The organism is Klebsiella sp. LY, assembly GCF_004010915.1.
Classification (GTDB): Bacteria; Pseudomonadota; Gammaproteobacteria; order Enterobacterales; family Enterobacteriaceae; genus Klebsiella; species Klebsiella quasipneumoniae.
On the sequence record NZ_CP022444.1, the window covers coordinates 2,075,083 to 2,092,246 of the forward strand.

16 protein-coding genes are annotated in these 17,164 nt (G+C 59.2%); 6 read left to right on the top strand and 10 right to left on the bottom strand.

The window, feature by feature from the left end; genetic code table 11:
- Window positions 1-28: 28 nt before the first annotated feature.
- From aroB to CE636_RS13170, 7 genes are all read right to left on the bottom strand, one after another.
- Window positions 29-1,123, bottom strand: coding sequence for a 3-dehydroquinate synthase (gene aroB, locus CE636_RS13135; protein WP_004202175.1), 1,095 nt, complete (start codon window positions 1,121-1,123; stop codon window positions 29-31).
- Window positions 1,124-1,178: 55 nt separating this feature from the next.
- On the bottom strand, window positions 1,179-1,700 hold the full coding sequence (gene aroK, locus CE636_RS13140; protein ID WP_002920267.1) for a shikimate kinase AroK: 522 nt from the start codon (window positions 1,698-1,700) through the stop codon (window positions 1,179-1,181).
- Between the two features lie 270 nt (window positions 1,701-1,970).
- Window positions 1,971-3,209, bottom strand: coding sequence for a DNA uptake porin HofQ (hofQ, locus tag CE636_RS13150; RefSeq protein ID WP_017899954.1), 1,239 nt, complete (start codon window positions 3,207-3,209; stop codon window positions 1,971-1,973).
- Window positions 3,148-3,525: a HofP DNA utilization family protein gene (locus CE636_RS13155; RefSeq protein WP_004202171.1), complete on the bottom strand. Its 378-nt coding sequence runs from the start codon at window positions 3,523-3,525 to the stop codon at window positions 3,148-3,150. Before CE636_RS13155 ends, hofQ begins: the two co-directional genes overlap by 62 nt.
- Complete coding sequence (locus CE636_RS13160) at window positions 3,515-3,943, bottom strand: hypothetical protein (RefSeq protein WP_017899955.1); 429 nt, start codon at window positions 3,941-3,943, stop codon at window positions 3,515-3,517. The genes CE636_RS13155 and CE636_RS13160 overlap by 11 nt, the downstream gene beginning before the upstream one ends.
- A complete protein-coding gene (locus CE636_RS13165; protein WP_017899956.1) occupies window positions 3,933-4,466 on the bottom strand; it encodes a PilN domain-containing protein in 534 nt (177 codons plus the stop codon). Before CE636_RS13165 ends, CE636_RS13160 begins: the two co-directional genes overlap by 11 nt.
- Entirely contained in the window at window positions 4,450-5,250 is an 801-nt protein-coding gene (locus CE636_RS13170) for a hypothetical protein (RefSeq protein ID WP_017899957.1), read from the bottom strand. The genes CE636_RS13165 and CE636_RS13170 overlap by 17 nt, the downstream gene beginning before the upstream one ends.
- A 118-nt stretch (window positions 5,251-5,368) precedes the next feature.
- Between CE636_RS13170 and mrcA the strand changes: the two genes are divergently transcribed.
- Window positions 5,369-7,927: a peptidoglycan glycosyltransferase/peptidoglycan DD-transpeptidase MrcA gene (gene mrcA, locus CE636_RS13175; protein WP_017899958.1), complete on the top strand. Its 2,559-nt coding sequence runs from the start codon at window positions 5,369-5,371 to the stop codon at window positions 7,925-7,927.
- A 53-nt stretch (window positions 7,928-7,980) separates the two neighbouring features.
- Here mrcA and nudE read toward each other — a convergent pair whose 3' ends face one another.
- The gene (nudE, locus tag CE636_RS13180; RefSeq protein WP_004202164.1) at window positions 7,981-8,541 is read right to left on the bottom strand and encodes an ADP compounds hydrolase NudE; all 561 of its coding nucleotides are present in this window, start codon (window positions 8,539-8,541) and stop codon (window positions 7,981-7,983) included.
- Between the two features lie 320 nt (window positions 8,542-8,861).
- Here nudE and CE636_RS13185 point away from each other — a divergent pair, with 320 nt between their 5' ends.
- From CE636_RS13185 to pckA, 5 genes are all read left to right on the top strand, one after another.
- On the top strand, window positions 8,862-10,991 hold the full coding sequence (locus CE636_RS13185; RefSeq protein WP_004202163.1) for an intracellular growth attenuator family protein: 2,130 nt from the start codon (window positions 8,862-8,864) through the stop codon (window positions 10,989-10,991).
- Between the two features lie 60 nt (window positions 10,992-11,051).
- Window positions 11,052-11,735, top strand: coding sequence for a GMP/IMP nucleotidase (gene yrfG, locus CE636_RS13190; RefSeq protein WP_004202162.1), 684 nt, complete (start codon window positions 11,052-11,054; stop codon window positions 11,733-11,735).
- Window positions 11,732-12,133, top strand: a complete 402-nt coding sequence (gene hslR, locus CE636_RS13195; RefSeq protein ID WP_017899959.1) for a ribosome-associated heat shock protein Hsp15 — start codon at window positions 11,732-11,734, stop codon at window positions 12,131-12,133. The genes yrfG and hslR overlap by 4 nt, the downstream gene beginning before the upstream one ends.
- 18 nt (window positions 12,134-12,151) lie before the next feature.
- Complete coding sequence (hslO, locus tag CE636_RS13200; protein WP_017899960.1) at window positions 12,152-13,036, top strand: Hsp33 family molecular chaperone HslO; 885 nt, start codon at window positions 12,152-12,154, stop codon at window positions 13,034-13,036.
- A gap of 356 nt (window positions 13,037-13,392) precedes the next feature.
- Complete coding sequence (gene pckA / locus CE636_RS13205; RefSeq protein WP_004202159.1) at window positions 13,393-15,015, top strand: phosphoenolpyruvate carboxykinase (ATP); 1,623 nt, start codon at window positions 13,393-13,395, stop codon at window positions 15,013-15,015.
- Window positions 15,016-15,092: 77 nt separating this feature from the next.
- On the opposite strand, the gene envZ is transcribed toward pckA, so the two are convergent.
- Window positions 15,093-16,448, bottom strand: a complete 1,356-nt coding sequence (envZ, locus tag CE636_RS13210; RefSeq protein ID WP_017899961.1) for a two-component system sensor histidine kinase EnvZ — start codon at window positions 16,446-16,448, stop codon at window positions 15,093-15,095.
- Complete coding sequence (ompR, locus tag CE636_RS13215) at window positions 16,445-17,164, bottom strand: two-component system response regulator OmpR (protein ID WP_001157751.1); 720 nt, start codon at window positions 17,162-17,164, stop codon at window positions 16,445-16,447. Before ompR ends, envZ begins: the two co-directional genes overlap by 4 nt.

Sequence of the window (17,164 nt, forward strand, 5' to 3'; positions counted from 1 at the left end):
AACGCCGCGCGAACGCGGCCAGACCTTCTTATTGTTGCGCCTGCTGAGTGTCAGCAATCGCGCCAAGAACCACATCGTGCGGCACTCCGCCGCGCAGCTCGCTGCTTCCTATTGCGAGCGGGAGCACCAGCCGCATTTCGCCAGCCAGTACTTTCTTATCGCGCATCATATGGGGCAAATACGCCTGCGCACGCATTTCCTGCGGGCCGCGTACCGGTAAGCCTGCACGCTTGAGCAGATCGATAAGGCGCTGAGTATCCTGCGCGCGGAACTGCCCCAGCCGTTCGGACGTATGCGCCGCCATCACCATACCTGCCGCCACCGCTTCGCCGTGCAGCCAGTTACCGTAGCCCATTTCCGCTTCGATAGCATGGCCGAAGGTATGTCCAAGATTGAGTAAAGCACGTAACCCGGTTTCACGCTCGTCGGCAGCCACAACTTCCGCTTTCAGCTCACAGCAGCGGCGAATGCAGTACGCCATGGCCTTTTCATCCAACGCCAGCAAGGCATCAATGTTGTTTTCCAGCCAGCTGAAGAAGGCGCCATCGAGGATCACCCCATACTTAATGACCTCAGCCAGTCCGGAAGCGAGTTCGCGCTTCGGCAGCGTCTTCAGACAGTTAAGATCAACCACCACGGAAACCGGCTGCCAGAAGGCGCCAATCATGTTTTTGCCGAGAGGGTGGTTCACTGCGGTTTTGCCGCCGACCGACGAGTCGACCTGCGACAGCAGGGTGGTAGGGACCTGGATAAAACGCACGCCGCGCTGATAGCTTGCCGCGGCGAAACCGGTTAAATCACCGATAACACCGCCGCCGAGCGCCACCAGCGTGGTGTCGCGGCCATGGGGTTTTTGCAACAGCGCGGTAAATACGGTATCCATCACCGCCAGGCTTTTATACTGCTCGCCGTCGGGCAGGACTACGCTGTCAACGTTGACCCCTGCCTGCTCAAGCGCAGAGCGGACGGTATCCAGATAAAGCGGCGCCAGCGTTTCGTTGGTGACCAGCATAGCCTGGTCGCCCGACTTAAGTGGCAGGAAGGAAGCTGGATCGTTGAACAAACCAGCCGCGATGGTAATCGGGTAACTACGTTCCCCGAGGGTAACAGTAAGCCTCTCCATAACGCGACATCCACCTCAGTGTCTTTTACTCTGACGCACTTTTATTAAGCCAGAATCAGTTGCTTTCCAGCATGTGAATAATCTGGTTCGCGACGACTTTCGCACTCTGATCGTCTGTGCGGATAGTCACATCGGCGATCTCTTCATACAGCGGGTTACGCTCGTCAGCCAGCGCTTCCAGTACTTCACGAGGCGGCGCATCGACTTGTAGCAAAGGACGCTTTTTATCGCGCTGCGTACGGGCCAACTGCTTCTCGATCGTTGTTTCCAGGTAGACCACCACGCCGCGGGCGGAGAGACGGTTACGCGTTTCACGGGATTTTACAGAGCCGCCGCCAGTCGCCAGCACAATTCCCTGTTTTTCCGTCAACTCATTGATAATTTTTTCTTCACGGTCGCGGAAGCCTTCTTCGCCTTCAACATCGAAGACCCAGCCCACATCAGCGCCAGTGCGTTTCTCAATCTCTTGATCGGAATCGTAAAATTCCATGTTGAGCTGTTGGGCTAACTGGCGCCCAATAGTGCTTTTGCCGGCACCCATAGGCCCAACCAGAAAGATATTGCGTTTCTCTGCCATTTTTTCGGTACTACTAAGACTATTCGTTAATGATAAACCCGCTTCGCAGACACCCAGCGCCGCAGGGCATGAACTGAAACCTCATATGCAATAGAGCGAGAGTCAGACTAAAAATTATCTCAATACTCCGGCTGGTTTGGCAACTGAATAAAATCGCCGGACAATAAAGGGAGGATTGATGTCGTACCCGACTCTCAAATCGGTACCCCTTGTATGCTAAATCCGTCCTCACGTCAAACACCTGAAACGTGTTTAGCATGAAAAACCTGCTTAACGTACTGCCAGAATCCGTGGCGTAATAAAGACAACCAGTTCACGGCGTTCATTATCTTTCCCGTCGCGGCGAAACAGACGCCCCAGCACCGGGATATCGCCAAGCAGCGGGACGCTGTCGCGGGCGGTTTTGTTTTTCTGCGAAAAGATGCCGCCCAACGCCAGGGTCTCGCCGCTGCGGACTTCCACCAGGGTCTCGATCTCCTGTTTATCAATGGCCAGCGCCTCGCCGTTATCCTGCTTCAGCACCTGGCCTGGCGTGTTCTCGCTTATTCGCAGCTTCAACCGCACTCTCCCCTGCTGCAGCACCGTCGGCGTCACCTCCATGCCCAGCACCGCCTCTTTAAACTCCACCGACGTGGCGCCGCTTTCACCGCTGGAGACCTGATAGGGGATCTCGCTCCCCTGCTTGATGCTGGCGGGCTGCATATGAGAGGCGAGCAAACGAGGACTGGCGATAATCTCGACCTGCTGCTTGCGCTCCAGCGCGGAAAGCTCCAGCTCAAGCAAGCGCCCGTTAATTTTGCCGATGTTAAAGCCTGCGCGGGTGCTGGCGTCGTTGACTGACAGATCGCTGCTTAGGGTGGTGATGTGCCCGGATCCCGGCGTGCTTTCAGCCTCCGCCAGCCGCCATTTCACCCCCAGTTCACGCAGGCTGGTTTCGCTCATTGACACGATATGGGCGGCCAGCTCCACCTGTCCGACCGGCAGATCCATCTCCTGCGCCCAGGCCTTCAGCGCCGGTAGATGGCGGTCATCATCGCGGATCAGCAGCCGATTGGTCCGCTTGTCCGCCATCAGGTTTCCCCGGGCGCTAAGCAACTTACCGCCGCTTTTAGCCAGCTCCTCGGCATCGGCATAGTGCAGGGTCACGCTCTCCGCCCGCAGCGGCAGATTCTGCAGACGTTTCGCCTGTTCCGCTTCGCGCTGCGCCAGGTTGGCCTTTTGCCAGGCCTGCGTATGTGCGTAGATGACCGTCCCCTGCTGTTGCAAAGAGAGGCCTGCGCTATCCGCCACTGCCCGCAGCGCCTGGGTCCAGGGAACCTTCTGCAGGCGCAGGGAGAGCGTGCCGCTGACGTCCGGTGCGACAACGAGATTCTTCTGGTTCATTTCGGCCAGGGCTTGCAGCACCTGGGCCACTGGCGCGTCGTCAACGACCAGCGAAACCGGCTTATCATTTCGCGCGGCGACCACCGCCAGCGGTAGCAGCAAAAGCAGGCTTATCCATCGCATCATCTTGTTTTCCTTTACGTTGCCAGCGCCACGCTGGCGGTTCACATCCCGGAGGCGTGACGATGTCCAGTTCACTGTCCGTCAGCCGGTTCACCCGCCAGCCCGTGGGCAATTGCTCATCCAGGCGCACCCGTCGCCACGTGCCGCTTCCGTCCTGCAAAAAACCCATCCAGCCTGCACCATCGCCGGCCGCGCCGCCATAACGCCATTGCGACAGCTGCGCCGCGCGGCAGGGATCCTCAACCGGCTGAAAAGGATCGCGCTCGGCCGCCAGCAGCGACAGCGGCAACCACAGCAAAACCCAGCATTTACCGACCATCTTCCGCCTCCAGCTGCAGCCGCATGCGCAGCGCCTGCCCCTCGCGCTCCAGCGAGAACGAACGCGGGTTCATCCCGCTGCGCGCCAGCCATGAAAACAGAGCGGGTACCGTCGGCCAGGAGAGAGCCAGCTCCATCTCTCCGCCGCTCCCCTGCGGATGCCAGGCGATTAGCTTCGCCCCGGCGAGCGGAATGGCTATGGGCGAGAACGGCTGCTTGTCGATGCGCTCCCCGGCTCTTTCACCGTCAGGGATGCGCAGCGCCATGATCCGCCGCCACTGCGTTTGCAGAGCGCCATCGCGGGACAGCGCCGCCAGCGGCGGCCGGGCATCGCGCCAAAGCGCCACGCCGCCCCCCGTCAGCCCCATCGCGAGCAGGATCAGCAGCCCCGCCCGGGTACGCAGGGTATTAATCCTCATCGGCGCGCGCTCCCGACAGGGTGAAACTGAACCGCCAGCGCCCCTCGGCGTCGCGCTGCGTTCCGCCGGCTTTAGCCGGCGCGAATCCCGTGACGCTGGCCAGAGAAGCCTCCACTCCGGCCAGCGCCTGCAGGTTGAGGGCCAGGCCATCCAGCGTCAGGCGCGCCCCCTGGTACTCCAGCCGCGTCAGCCATGCCTGAGCGGGCAGGTCCGCCGCGAGCGCCATTAGTCGGGGTTGCCAGGCGGCGATCGTCGATCTGCGCTGGAGCTGCTCGCGCTGGCGTTGATGCTGCTGCCACGCTTCGCGCATCGCCTGTTCACGTTGTTTGAGCGAGGCGAGCAGCGCTGCGTCGGCCGTCGCGTGGAGCCTCGCCAGGGCGTCGCGCTGTAGACCAGCCGTTCGCCCCACCAGCAGGGTCATCCCCGCCAGCAGCACGATACCGATGGCTAACAACAGGGTGTAGCGCAGGCGCTGGCGGCGACGCATGTCACGCCAGGGGAGAAGATTAACGACATGCGTCATGGCGCCCGCCCCCCAGCGCCAGCCCAAGGGCAATGGCGTAGCGATCGCCGTCGGCTGGCAGCGGAGGCTGCCGGCGGTGAACCACCTGCCAGACATCAAAACGACTGGCCTCGTCGCCCGCGTCAGCGCACAAGCGCAGAGGAACCTGAAGCTGCCCCGCCAGCTGGCTCAAGGACCCTATCGCATCGCAGGCGTCACAGCCCCAGGCCTCATGGGTCGCCCATAGCCAATGCTTTTCATCCCGCCACGCCAGGCCTTGCTCTGCTGCCGTCACCCAAGGGAAAAAAGCGCCGAGCGCACTGGCATCCGGTACGATGGCAGCTACCCGCAGGCGCAGCCGCCCTGCCAGCTCCCGCAGAGCATTGATATCCAGCCGCTGCGCCGCCGTAACCTGCCAGCCGTCATTTCGCGAGGTGGGCGCATAATCAATACAGAGAGAGGAGGCGGGCATCGCCAGCTGCTGGGTCATGGCGCTGGCTATCCACGTCGCCTGTTCCCGCTCTCGCAGGGCGAACTGGGGATAAGGCACGCGTTTTTGCAGCGTGCGAGCCGCGGGAAAGGCGATATTGATCTGATGCTGTACCGGTAGCTCCCGCCGCCAGGCTGCCAGCCGTGAGCCGAGGGCGCTGACGTCCGCCACCATCCCCTGCCGCACCAGGCCTGGCGGCAGCGGAATGCGCCACCAGCGGCGCAGCGCCCAGTGTGAGCGCTCAAACAGTAGCGCGACAATGGCAATGCTATCTTGTTGGATATGCATTCCGATCCGCCAGTTTCTGAAAGCCATGCTTACGATCTCCTTATCCGGCAAAACTGTCCGGCTATATCAATGCACCTGGCTTGCCTTTATACTACCGCGCGTTTGTTTATAAACTGCCCAAATAAAACTAAATGGGAAAACACCGGTGAAGTTCGTAAAGTATCTATTGATCCTTGCAGTCTGTTGCGTACTGCTGGGAGCAGGCTCGATTTTTGGCCTCTACAAATACATAGAGCCGCAACTCCCCGACGTCGCAACCCTGAAGGATGTGCGTTTGCAGATCCCGATGCAGGTCTATAGCGCCGACGGTGAGCTTATTGCGCAGTACGGCGAAAAGCGCCGTATCCCTGTCACGTTGCAGCAAATTCCCCCCGAGCTGGTGAAAGCGTTTATCGCTACCGAAGACAGTCGTTTCTATGAGCATCACGGCGTCGATCCGGTGGGTATTTTCCGCGCCGCCAGCGTGGCGATGTTTTCAGGCCACGCCTCGCAGGGCGCCAGCACCATCACCCAGCAGTTAGCGCGTAACTTCTTCCTCAGCCCCGAGAAGACGTTGATGCGTAAGATTAAAGAGGCCTTTCTGGCTATCCGCATCGAGCAGCTGCTGAACAAAGATGAAATCCTTGAGCTGTACCTGAACAAGATTTACCTCGGCTACCGCGCCTATGGCGTCGGCGCCGCGGCGCAGGTCTATTTTGGCAAACCTATCGACCAGCTGACCCTCAGCGAAATGGCGGTGATTGCCGGTCTGCCGAAAGCCCCGTCCACTTTTAACCCGCTCTATTCGATGGATCGCGCCACAGCCCGGCGCAACGTGGTGCTGTCGCGTATGCTGAGCGAGGGGTACATCACCCAGGCGCAATACGATGAGGCGCGCAGCGAACCCATCGACGCCAGCTACCACGCGCCAAAAATCGCCTTCTCCGCGCCCTATCTGAGCGAAATGGTGCGCCAGGAGATGGTGAATCGCTACGGCGAGCAGGCCTACGAAGATGGCTACCGGGTGTACACCACGATTACCCGCAAAAACCAGCAGGCGGCCCAGCAGGCGGTCCGCAATAACGTGCTGGATTACGATATGCGTCACGGCTACCGCGGCCCGGCCAGCGTGCTGTGGAAGGTCGGCGAAACGCCGTGGGAGGCGAAAAAGATCGTTGACGCCCTGAAGCGCCAGCCTGGCTTTGGCCCGCTTTATCCTGCGGTGGTCACCTCCGCGAATGCCCAGGAGGCCGTCGCGCTGTTGGCTAACGGCGACTCCGTTTCGCTGACGATGGACGGCGTGCGCTGGGCTCGCCGCTTTATCTCCGATACGCAGCAGGGGGCGACCCCGCGTAAAGTCAACGACGTCGTGCAGGCCGGGCAGCAGATCTGGGTTCGCAAAGTGGGAGACAGCTGGTGGCTGTCGCAGGTCCCGGACGTCAACTCGGCATTGGTCTCCATTAACCCGCAAAACGGCGCGATTATCGCCCTTGTCGGTGGGTTTGACTTTAACCAGAGCAAGTTCAACCGCGCCACTCAGGCGCTGCGCCAGGTCGGCTCCAACATCAAGCCATTCCTCTACACGGCTGCGATGGATAAAGGCTTAACTCTGGCAAGCATGCTCAACGATGTGCCAATCTCGCGCTGGGACGCCGGAGCCGGTTCCGACTGGCGGCCGAAAAACTCGCCGCCGCAGTATGCCGGTCCGATTCGTTTACGCCAGGGCCTGGGGCAGTCGAAAAACGTGGTCATGGTGCGCGCCATGCGCGCCATGGGCGTTGACTATGCCGCCGAGTATTTGCAGCGCTTTGGCTTCCCGGCGCAAAACATTATCCACACCGAATCGCTGGCGCTGGGCTCCGCCTCCTTTACGCCTCTGCAGGTCGCCCGCGGTTATTCGGTGATGGCCAACGGCGGCTTCCTGGTGAACCCGTTCTTTATCAGTAAGATTGAGAACGATCAGGGCGGGGTCCTCTTCGAAGAGCGTCCGAAAATCGCCTGCCCGCAGTGTGATTTACCGGTGATTTACGGCGATACGCCAAAATCCAACGTGCTGGAAAACAAAGATGTGGAAGATGTCGCCACCTCGACGGAACCGCAGAATGGCACCGTGCCGCCGCAGCCGCAGCTGGAGCAGGCCAATCAGTCACTGGTGGCGCAGAGCGGCGCCCAGGAATACGCGCCGCATGTGATCAACACCCCGCTGGCCTTCCTGATCAAGAGCGCGCTGAACAGCAACATCTTTGGCGAACCGGGCTGGATGGGAACCGGCTGGCGCGCCAGACGTGACCTGCAGCGGCATGACATCGGCGGCAAAACCGGGACCACCAACAGCTCGAAGGACGCCTGGTTCTCAGGCTACGGACCGGGCGTGGTGACCTCGGTTTGGATCGGCTTTGACGATCATCGTCGCGATCTTGGCCGGACCACCGCATCGGGGGCGATTAAAGATCAGATCTCCGGCTACGAAGGCGGCGCCAAAAGCGCCCAGCCGGCCTGGGACAGCTTTATGAAGAGCGTGCTGGAAGGCGTTCCGGAAGAGCCATTAACGCCGCCGCCGGGAATCGTCACGGTGAATATCGATCGCAGCACCGGTCAGCTGGCGAACGGTGGCAACAGCCGGGCGGAATACTTTATTGAGGGTACCCAGCCCACGCAGCAGGCGGTCCATGAGGTGGGCACCACCCTGACTGACGGCGGCGGTGAAACCCACGAGCTGTTCTGACAAAAAAAGCGCCTGCGGGCGCTTTTTTATTGCTGCTTAGCGTAAACGCTCGTTCAGAGTCGGCCCTGGGCCTGCAACCATTCCCGCACTAAAAACAGCGCACTAACGTTGCGGGCCTCGTTAAAATCTTCTTCATCCAGCAGCGACATCAACTGCGCCAGCGGCCAGCGCACCTGCGGCAGCGGCTCGGGCTCATCGCCCGGCAGCGACTCCGGATAGAGATCTTCCGCCACCAGGATGTTCATTTTGCTGGAGAAGTAAGAGGGAGCCATACTTAGCTTCTTCAGAAACGTCAGCTTATTGGCGCCGAAGCCAACCTCTTCTTTCAGCTCGCGATTGGCCGCTTCATCCACGGTTTCACCCGGATCAATCAGCCCTTTGGAGAAGCCCAGCTCGTAGGATTCCGTCCCGACGGCATACTCGCGAATCAAAATAATATGATCATCAACAATCGGCACAATCATCACCGCTTCGCGGGTGGAAGGCCGCATACGTTCATAAACGCGACGCACACCGTTGCTGAATTCCAGATCGACGCTTTCGACATTAAAGAGGCGCGAACGGGCGACAGTTTCAACATTGAGAATGGTGGGTTTTTGTAATGATTTGCTCATTGTCATCGGTCTATGCTGTGATTAAGCAGTCATTGTGCGATACGCAACACGCTTTCGGCAATCCAAATCGCTACTTATTTACAGAGTTGTAACCTTTTCCCTGCAAAGGGGAAAGTAATAAAGATAAAAAAGTCAATAGCTTGAATTATCTTTGAGAATTTACCGATTTCTGGCCTTTAACGTTTTTGGTAAGCTAATACGCTGCTGCATGACATATTTACTACCCTGCAAGCAGGTGCGCCGCTAACACTGCAGCTTGACGTTAGTCTTCACGTTCACCGACGATTTCGTAAGAAAAATATAACTATGATGGGATGGGCATGGGCACCTTTCTGATATTCCTTACAGCTCTGCTAATCTGCGTATTGCTCATTGGATGGTGGTATCGCACGCACGCCAGACGCCGCCGGCTCCCTCTACTGCACGCCTTTAGCGATGCCACCACGCGGCCGATCGCGGCCGATGAGCGCCAGGCCATCGAAAAGTATCTTGCCGAACTGAGCCGCGCCCAGCAGGTTCCCGCGTCCGGCGCCACCAGCGCGCCCGTCGCTCTGGCGCTAAACGAACAGAGCGATACCGTCTATGGGGTGACGCGAGCCATCACCCGCTACGGGATCACTACCGACGCGCCGAATAAATGGCGCTATTTTCTCGATTCGGTGGAGGTACATCTGCCGCCGTTCTGGGAACAGCATATCAACGATGAAAACAGCGTCGAGCTGATCCCCACCGACAGCCTGCCGCTGGTTATCACCCTTAACGGCCATACCCTGAGCGACTATCGTCAGGAAGCGCAAAGCTACGCGCTGGAACGCGCCTCGGCCACCCAGGCCTCAATTCGCGGCGAAGAGAGCGAACAGGTAGAGTTGCGGCAGATCCGTCGGGAAAGCCCGGAAGAACACGCCCTGAACCGCCCGGATGGTCTGCGCGAAGCGATCCTGATCGTCGCCTCTTTCCTGTTCTTTTATTTCAGTCTGATTGGGCCTGCCGTCTTTACCCCATGGCTGGTGGCCGCCGGTTTGCTGCTGCTCGCCGCCGGCCTATTGGGGATCTATGCCCCGCCGCGCCGCGCCTCGCTGCGCGAAATCCATTGCCTGCGCGGCGTCCCTAAGCGCTGGGGGCTGTTTGGCGAAAACGATCAGGAGCATATCAATAATATCTCGCTGGGCATTATCGATCTCATCTATCCGCGCCACTGGCAGCCCTGGATCGCCCAGGACCTCGGACAGCAGACCGATATTGATATCTATCTCAACCGCCATGTAGCCCGTCAGGGACGCTACTTGTCGCTTCATGATGAAGTGAAAAACTTCCCGCTGCAGTACTGGCTGCGCAGCGCGATTATCGCCGCCGGCGCCCTGGTGGTGGTAATCATGCTATGGGCCAGCGTACCGCTGAATATGCCGTTTAAGTTCACCCTGTCGTGGCTGAAGGGGGCGCAGACCATTGAAGCCACGACCGTCAGCCAGCTGGAAAAGGCCCATGTGCGCATTGGCGATACGCTGCGCCTGACCGGCACCGGGATGTGCAACATCCGCACGCCGGGCAGCTGGACGGCCAAAGAGGATTCGCCGTTCCTGCCTTTCGATTGTTCTCAGATTGTGTGGAACGATGCCCCTCCTCTGCCGCTGCCGGAGTCTGACATTGTCAGCAAAGCGACCGCTCTGATGCAGTCCGTCCAGCGTCAGCTGCACCCGGAAACCGACGACGACTCCCGCGTCAGCCCGGCGCTGCGCTCCGCCATTCAGAAATCTGGCATGGTGCTGCTGGATGATTTCGGCGATATCGTTCAGAAAACCAACGATCTCTGTTCCGCTGCCGATGATTGCCTGCGGCTGAAGAATGCGCTGGTTAATCTCGGCAATACCCGTAACTGGGAGACGTTAACTAAGCGCGCGTCCGCCGGGAAACTGGATGGCGTGAACGTGCTGCTGCGGCCAGTCAGCGCCGAGTCGCTGGAGAATCTGGTGACCACCTCAACCGCCCCCTTTGTCATGCGTGAAACCTCGCGGGCGGCGCAGGCGCTCAACAGCCCGGCCCCGGGCGGCTTCCTCATCGCCAGCGACGAGGGTAGCGTGCTGGTCAATCAGCCGTGGCCGGCGGTGAGCCTGTATGATTACCCGGCGCATGAGCAGTGGGGGGAACTGCGGCGGCTGGCCGGTATGCTGATGCATACCCCCTTCCATGCCGAAGGGATAGTCACCAATCTGTTTACTGACGCCAACGGCACTCAGCATATCAACCTGCACCGCATTCCTGACCGCAGCGGCCTGTGGCGCTATCTGGGCATCACCCTGCTGCTGCTGTCGATGGTGGGATGCATGGCTTACCACGGGGTGCAGGCGCTGCGTCGTTATCAACGCCATCGCCAGCGTATGGAAGAGATTCAGAAATATTACGAAAGCTGCCTGAACCCGGTGCTGCTCCCCTCGTCTGACCCGCAAGATTAATTTTCCCGGCGACTGGGTGTGATACCCTGTCGCCCATTTCCCGCTCGCTGGAGAGTCATCATGCATTTTGATATCGCCTGGCAGGAGGTCGATACCGTTCTGCTGGATATGGACGGCACGCTCCTGGATCTCGCTTTCGACAACTATTTCTGGCAAACGCTGGTGCCGGAAACCTGGGGGGCCGCCCGCGGCCTCAATCTGCAACAGGCGAAAGAGGCCATGCACCAGGAGTATCACGCCGTGCAGCATACGCTAAACTGGTACTGTCTGGATTACTGGAGCGAGCGCCTGGGTTTGGATATTTGTGCGATGACCAGCGAACAGGGTCCGCGCGCCACGCTGCGTGAGGATACCGTGCCGTTCCTTGATGCGCTCAAGGCCAGCGGTAAGCGACGTATTCTGTTGACCAATGCCCATCCCCACAATCTGGCGGTGAAACTCAAACACACCGGCCTGGATGCGCACCTTGATTTATTACTTTCCACCCACACATTTGGTTATCCGAAAGAGGATCAGCGTCTGTGGCGCGCCGTGGCGGAGGAAACCGGCCTTGAGGCGCATAAAACGCTGTTTGTCGACGACAGCGAGGCAATTCTGGATGCCGCGAGGGAGTTTGGCATTCGTTACTGCCTGGGCATTACCAATCCCGACTCCGGGCTGGCGGAAAAGCAGTATCTGCGCCATCCGGGGCTGAATGATTACCGACGACTGATCCCTTCGCTTACCCCGAAGGAGAGGCGATGAAAGAGAAGCCTACCGAAACCGTCAGACTGGACAAATGGCTTTGGGCCGCCCGCTTTTACAAGACCCGCGCGCTGGCGCGAGAGATGATTGAAGGCGGCAAGGTGCATTACAACGGACAGCGCAGCAAGCCTGGGAAAATCGTCGAACTAGACGCCATGCTAACGCTGCGTCAGGGCAACGACGAGCGGACGGTGCGCATCGTCGGTATCACCGAACAGCGCCGCCCGGCAAGCGAAGCCGTCACCCTGTATGAAGAGACGGCTGAGAGTATCGAGAAGCGTGAAAAAATGGCCCTGGCGCGCAAAATGAACGCCCTGACCATGCCGCACCCTGACAGACGTCCGGACAAGAAAGAGCGCCGCGACCTGATGAGATTTAAACACGGCGAGAGTGAGTAACTCGCGCCAGAAAGAGAGATGATTATGACTCAACACGATCAATTACATCGTTATCTGTTTGAAAACTATGCCGTGCGCGGTGAGCTGGTGACGGTGTCGGAAACCCTGGAACAGATTCTGGCGAATCACACTTATCCCCAGCCGGTGAAAACGGTGCTGGCGGAGCTGCTGGTCGCCACCAGTCTGCTGACTGCGACGCTGAAATTTGCCGGCGACATCACCGTGCAGCTGCAGGGCGATGGGCCTTTACAGCTGGCGGTCATCAATGGCAATAACCAGCAGCAGCTGCGCGGCGTCGCGCGCGTGCAGGGCGAGATTGCGGACGATGCGGATCTGAAAGCGATGGTCGGCAACGGCTATCTGGTCATCACCATCTCCCCGGAAGAGGGTGAGCGTTATCAGGGCGTGGTCGGTCTGGAAGGCGATACGCTGGCCGCCTGCCTGGAAGATTACTTCCAGCGTTCAGAGCAGCTGCCGACGCGCCTTATTATCCGCACCGGCGAACATGAAGGTCAGCCGATGGCGGGCGGGATGCTGCTGCAGGTGATGCCGGCGCAGGATGCCCAGACTGCCGACTTTGAGCACCTGGCGACGCTCACCGAGACCATCAAGGCTGAAGAGCTGTTCACCCTGCCGGCGAACGATGTGCTGTGGCGTCTGTACCATGAAGAAGAAGTCACGGTCTACGATCCGCAGAGCGTGGAGTTCAAGTGCACCTGCTCCCGCGAACGCTGCGCCGGCGCGCTGAAAACCCTGCCGGACGAAGAGATAGATAGCATCCTTGCCGACGAAGGCGAGATTGATATGCACTGCGACTACTGCGGTAACCACTATATCTTCAACGCCATGGACATCGCCGAGATCCGTAACAACGCCTCTCCGGCCGATCCGCAGGTCCATTAATCCTCACTTCTTCTTCAGGCACCGGGCGGCGATGTGGTATGTCGCCCGGTGCCTGACTTTTTATTCACGAGTTGAATCGATTTTCGCTGAAAGAGTTACGTAATTTTATTCCAGGAAAGCGATTACATTCACATTTCAGCAGTTTTTTTAATTACTTTTTAACCATTGAGAAACATCTAACCCCACCATCCGGCCATTTCCTGAGATAATCCACTTCACTTCGTGACAGGAGTCACCGTTTTTTTCGTCATTCTGAAGAATGTCGAGATACGTAAATCTATGAGCCTGGTCGCGGTCAATACCCGGTAATAAACCCTACAATTTACAGCAGTACATCTTGGCTAAGGAGCAGTGACATGCGCGTTAATCATGGTTTAACCCCGCAGGATCTCAAGGCTTATGGTATCAATGACGTTCAGGATATCGTCCACAATCCCAGCTACGACATGTTGTTTCAGGAAGAGCTCGACCCCAACCTGGAAGGCTACGAACGTGGCGTATTAACCAGTCTCGGTGCTATCGCCGTCGACACGGGCATTTTTACCGGTCGTTCTCCGAAAGATAAGTACCTCGTGCGCGACGACACCACCCGCGATACCGTCTGGTGGTCCGATAAAGGCAAGGGTAAAAACGACAACAAGCCGCTTTCGCAGGAAACCTGGCAGCATCTGAAAGGGCTGGTAACACAGCAGCTGTCCGGTAAACGCCTGTTTATCGTCGACGCCTTCTGCGGCGCTAACGCCGATACCCGTCTCAGCGTACGTTTCATTACCGAAGTGGCCTGGCAGGCGCACTTCGTTAAAAACATGTTCATCCGCCCGAGCGACGAAGAGCTGGCGGAATTCACGCCCGACTTCATCGTGATGAACGGCGCGAAGTGCACCAACCCGCAGTGGAAAGAGCAGGGCCTGAACTCGGAAAACTTCATCGCTTTCAACCTCACCGAGCGCATTCAGCTGATCGGCGGCACCTGGTACGGCGGCGAGATGAAGAAAGGGATGTTCTCGATCATGAACTACCTGCTGCCGCTGAAGGGCATCGCCTCCATGCACTGTTCTGCCAACGTGGGCGAGAAAGGCGATGTCGCCATTTTCTTCGGCCTCTCAGGCACCGGCAAAACCACCCTCTCCACCGACCCGAAACGCCGCCTGATTGGCGATGACGAACATGGCTGGGATGACGACGGGGTGTTTAACTTCGAAGGGGGCTGCTACGCCAAGACCATCAAGCTCTCTGAAGCGGCCGAGCCGGATATCTATCACGCCATTCGCCGCAACGCCCTGCTGGAAAACGTGGTGGTGCGCGCCGACGGGACAATCGATTTCGATGACGGCTCAAAGACCGAAAACACCCGCGTCTCCTACCCCATCGACCATATCGATAATATCGTCAAACCGGTCTCCAAAGCGGGTCACGCCACCAAAGTGATCTTCCTGACGGCCGATGCGTTCGGCGTACTGCCGCCGGTCTCCCGCCTGACCGCCGATCAGACGCAGTACCATTTCCTGTCCGGGTTTACCGCCAAACTGGCCGGCACCGAGCGCGGCGTGACCGAACCCACGCCAACTTTTTCCGCCTGCTTCGGCGCCGCCTTCCTGTCGCTGCACCCGACACAGTACGCCGAAGTGCTGGTCAAACGCATGCAGGCGGCCGGCGCGCAGGCTTATCTGGTCAATACCGGCTGGAACGGCACCGGCAAGCGCATCTCGATTAAAGATACCCGCGCCATCATCGACGCCATCCTCAATGGCTCGCTGGACAACGCGGAGACCTTTACCCTGCCGATGTTTAACCTGCAGATCCCGACGGCCCTCCCGGGCGTGGATCCCCAGATCCTCGATCCGCGCAGCACCTATGGTTCCCCGGAGCAGTGGCAGGAAAAAGCCGACCAGCTGGCGAAGCTGTTTATTGAGAACTTTGAGAAGTATACCGATACGCCAGCGGGCGCCGCGCTGGTGGCGGCAGGGCCGCAGCGCTAACGGGCGCAAAGATGAAAAAGCCGGGCTTGCCCGGCTTTTTATTGTGCAGCGTTCTGACCAACCAACCGCGGGCGCGATCAGCTCTCTTTGGCCTGTTTCATCGGCGCCAGCACCCGGTGCACCGGCAGCCAGGCGCGGATCAGTAACCCGCCGCGTTCGCTGGAGCCAATCTCCAGCCGCCCGTTGTGATTATCGATAATACGCTGAACAATCGCCAACCCCAGCCCGGTGCCGCTGGTGCTGCGGGCGCTGTCGCCGCGTACAAACGGCTGAAACAGGTGCTCTCGCTGCTCAGGTTTAATCCCAGGTCCGTCATCTTCTACCTGGAACCAGGCCCGGCTCGCTTCGCTGCCGCTGCTGACCTTGATCCAGCCATTGCCATAGCGGGCCGCGTTGACCACCATATTCGCCAGCGCGCGCTTGATAGACAGAGGATGCATGCGTACCGGAATTTCGCCGGCCTGCAGGGCGGTAGCGATCTCCCGCTCATAGCCGCTCTCCGCAGCGATCACTTCCCCCAGCACCGCATTCAGATCCGCCAGCTCCATCGGCATCTCCTGCCCGGTGCGCAGATAGTCGATAAACTGCTCGATGATGGCGTTGCACTCTTCGATATCTTTGTTGATCGACTCCGCGAGATAGCCGTCCTGCTCGCCCATCATCTCGGTGGCCAGACGAATGCGGGTCAGCGGAGTCCGTAAATCATGGCTGACCCCAGCCATCAGCAGCGTACGGTCGTCGGCCAGCTGCTTCACGCCCGCGGCCATGTGGTTGAAGGCGCGCGTCACCGAACGCACTTCGGAGGCGCCATACTCGCGCAGCGGCGGCGGAATAATGCCGCGCCCGACCTGCAGGGCCGCATGCTCCAGATCCACCAGCGGGCGGTTCTGAATACGGATAAACAGCCAGGCGCCGCCTATCGCCAGCAGCATGATCGCCAGGGTATAGCGGAACAGCGGCGAGAAGTCGCCCTGATGGATCTCGGTCAGCGGCACCCGCACCCAAATATTGGGCGACAGCCAGGTCTTCAGCCACACCACGGGGGAGCTTTTATTGACCTCCACCCGCACCTCAGTGGGGCCGCCAAGCTGATGAGCCATCTGCTGGCTCAAGAATTCATAATGCTGCGCCCAGCGCAGGCCTGCGTCTTCCGCCGCTTCATTGGAATAGAGCGAAATCCCCAGCTCGCGATAAATTTCACGGCGAAACGCCGGGGGCACCACCAGCTGGGTGCCATCCTCCAGCTGCAGCTTATCAGTCATCAGCATACGCACTTCGTAGGCCAATACTTTATTAAACTGCTGGAGACTTGGCAGGATCGCGAAATTCAGTACTACCAGATAGGTCGTCACCAGGCTGACGAACAGCAAGGTGACGATCAGGAGCAGCGTGCGAGCAAAGGAGCTGCGCGGCGAAAAGCGCACGCGTTTCATGCCTTAGAACCGTCCGGGACGAAGACGTAGCCCAGACCCCAGACGGTCTGGATATAGCGCGGATGCGCCGGGTCCTCTTCCACCATGCGGCGCAGGCGGGAGATCTGTACGTCGATGGAACGCTCCATCGCAGAGTATTCGCGGCCGCGAGCGAGGTTCATTAACTTATCGCGCGACAGCGGCTCACGAGGATGGCTTACCAGCGCCTTCAGGACCGCAAACTCGCCGCTGGTCAACGGCATCGGCTCGTCTTCACGGAACATCTCGCGGGTGCCCAGGTTCAGTTTGAATTTACCAAAGGCGATAACCGCCTCTTCCTGCGACGGCGCGCCCGGCAGCTCGTTCGCCTGACGGCGCAGCACCGCCCGGATGCGGGCCAGCAGTTCACGCGGGTTGAACGGCTTCGGAATGTAGTCGTCGGCCCCGATCTCCAGGCCCACAATACGATCAACCTCTTCGCCTTTCGCCGTCACCATAATGATCGGCATCGGGTTGCTCTGGCTGCGCAGACGGCGGCAAATCGAGAGACCATCTTCCCCAGGCAGCATCAGATCCAGCACCATCAGGTGGAAGGATTCGCGGGTTAACAGACGATCCATCTGTTCGGCGTTCGCCACGCTACGAACCTGGAAGCCCTGCTCGGTCAGATAACGTTCGAGCAGCGCACGCAGGCGCATGTCGTCATCCACAACCAGAATCTTATAATTCTCTTGCAT

Excerpts from the sequence above, each read along its gene's own strand:
- ompR (WP_001157751.1), bottom strand. The coding sequence starts at position 17,164 with ATGCAAGAGAATTATAAGATTCTGGTTGTGGATGACGACATGCGCCTG.
- CE636_RS13170 (WP_017899957.1), bottom strand. The coding sequence starts at position 5,250 with ATGGCTTTCAGAAACTGGCGGATCGGAATGCATATCCAACAAGATAGC.
- CE636_RS13160 (WP_017899955.1), bottom strand. The coding sequence starts at position 3,943 with ATGAGGATTAATACCCTGCGTACCCGGGCGGGGCTGCTGATCCTGCTC.
- CE636_RS13185 (WP_004202163.1), top strand. The coding sequence starts at position 8,862 with ATGGGCACCTTTCTGATATTCCTTACAGCTCTGCTAATCTGCGTATTG.
- aroB (WP_004202175.1), bottom strand. The coding sequence starts at position 1,123 with ATGGAGAGGCTTACTGTTACCCTCGGGGAACGTAGTTACCCGATTACC.
- nudE (WP_004202164.1), bottom strand. The coding sequence starts at position 8,541 with ATGAGCAAATCATTACAAAAACCCACCATTCTCAATGTTGAAACTGTC.
- envZ (WP_017899961.1), bottom strand. The coding sequence starts at position 16,448 with ATGAAACGCGTGCGCTTTTCGCCGCGCAGCTCCTTTGCTCGCACGCTG.
- pckA (WP_004202159.1), top strand. The coding sequence starts at position 13,393 with ATGCGCGTTAATCATGGTTTAACCCCGCAGGATCTCAAGGCTTATGGT.
- hofQ (WP_017899954.1), bottom strand. The coding sequence starts at position 3,209 with ATGATGCGATGGATAAGCCTGCTTTTGCTGCTACCGCTGGCGGTGGTC.
- CE636_RS13155 (WP_004202171.1), bottom strand. The coding sequence starts at position 3,525 with ATGGTCGGTAAATGCTGGGTTTTGCTGTGGTTGCCGCTGTCGCTGCTG.
- yrfG (WP_004202162.1), top strand. The coding sequence starts at position 11,052 with ATGCATTTTGATATCGCCTGGCAGGAGGTCGATACCGTTCTGCTGGAT.
- CE636_RS13165 (WP_017899956.1), bottom strand. The coding sequence starts at position 4,466 with ATGACGCATGTCGTTAATCTTCTCCCCTGGCGTGACATGCGTCGCCGC.
- aroK (WP_002920267.1), bottom strand. The coding sequence starts at position 1,700 with ATGGCAGAGAAACGCAATATCTTTCTGGTTGGGCCTATGGGTGCCGGC.
- hslO (WP_017899960.1), top strand. The coding sequence starts at position 12,152 with ATGATTATGACTCAACACGATCAATTACATCGTTATCTGTTTGAAAAC.
- hslR (WP_017899959.1), top strand. The coding sequence starts at position 11,732 with ATGAAAGAGAAGCCTACCGAAACCGTCAGACTGGACAAATGGCTTTGG.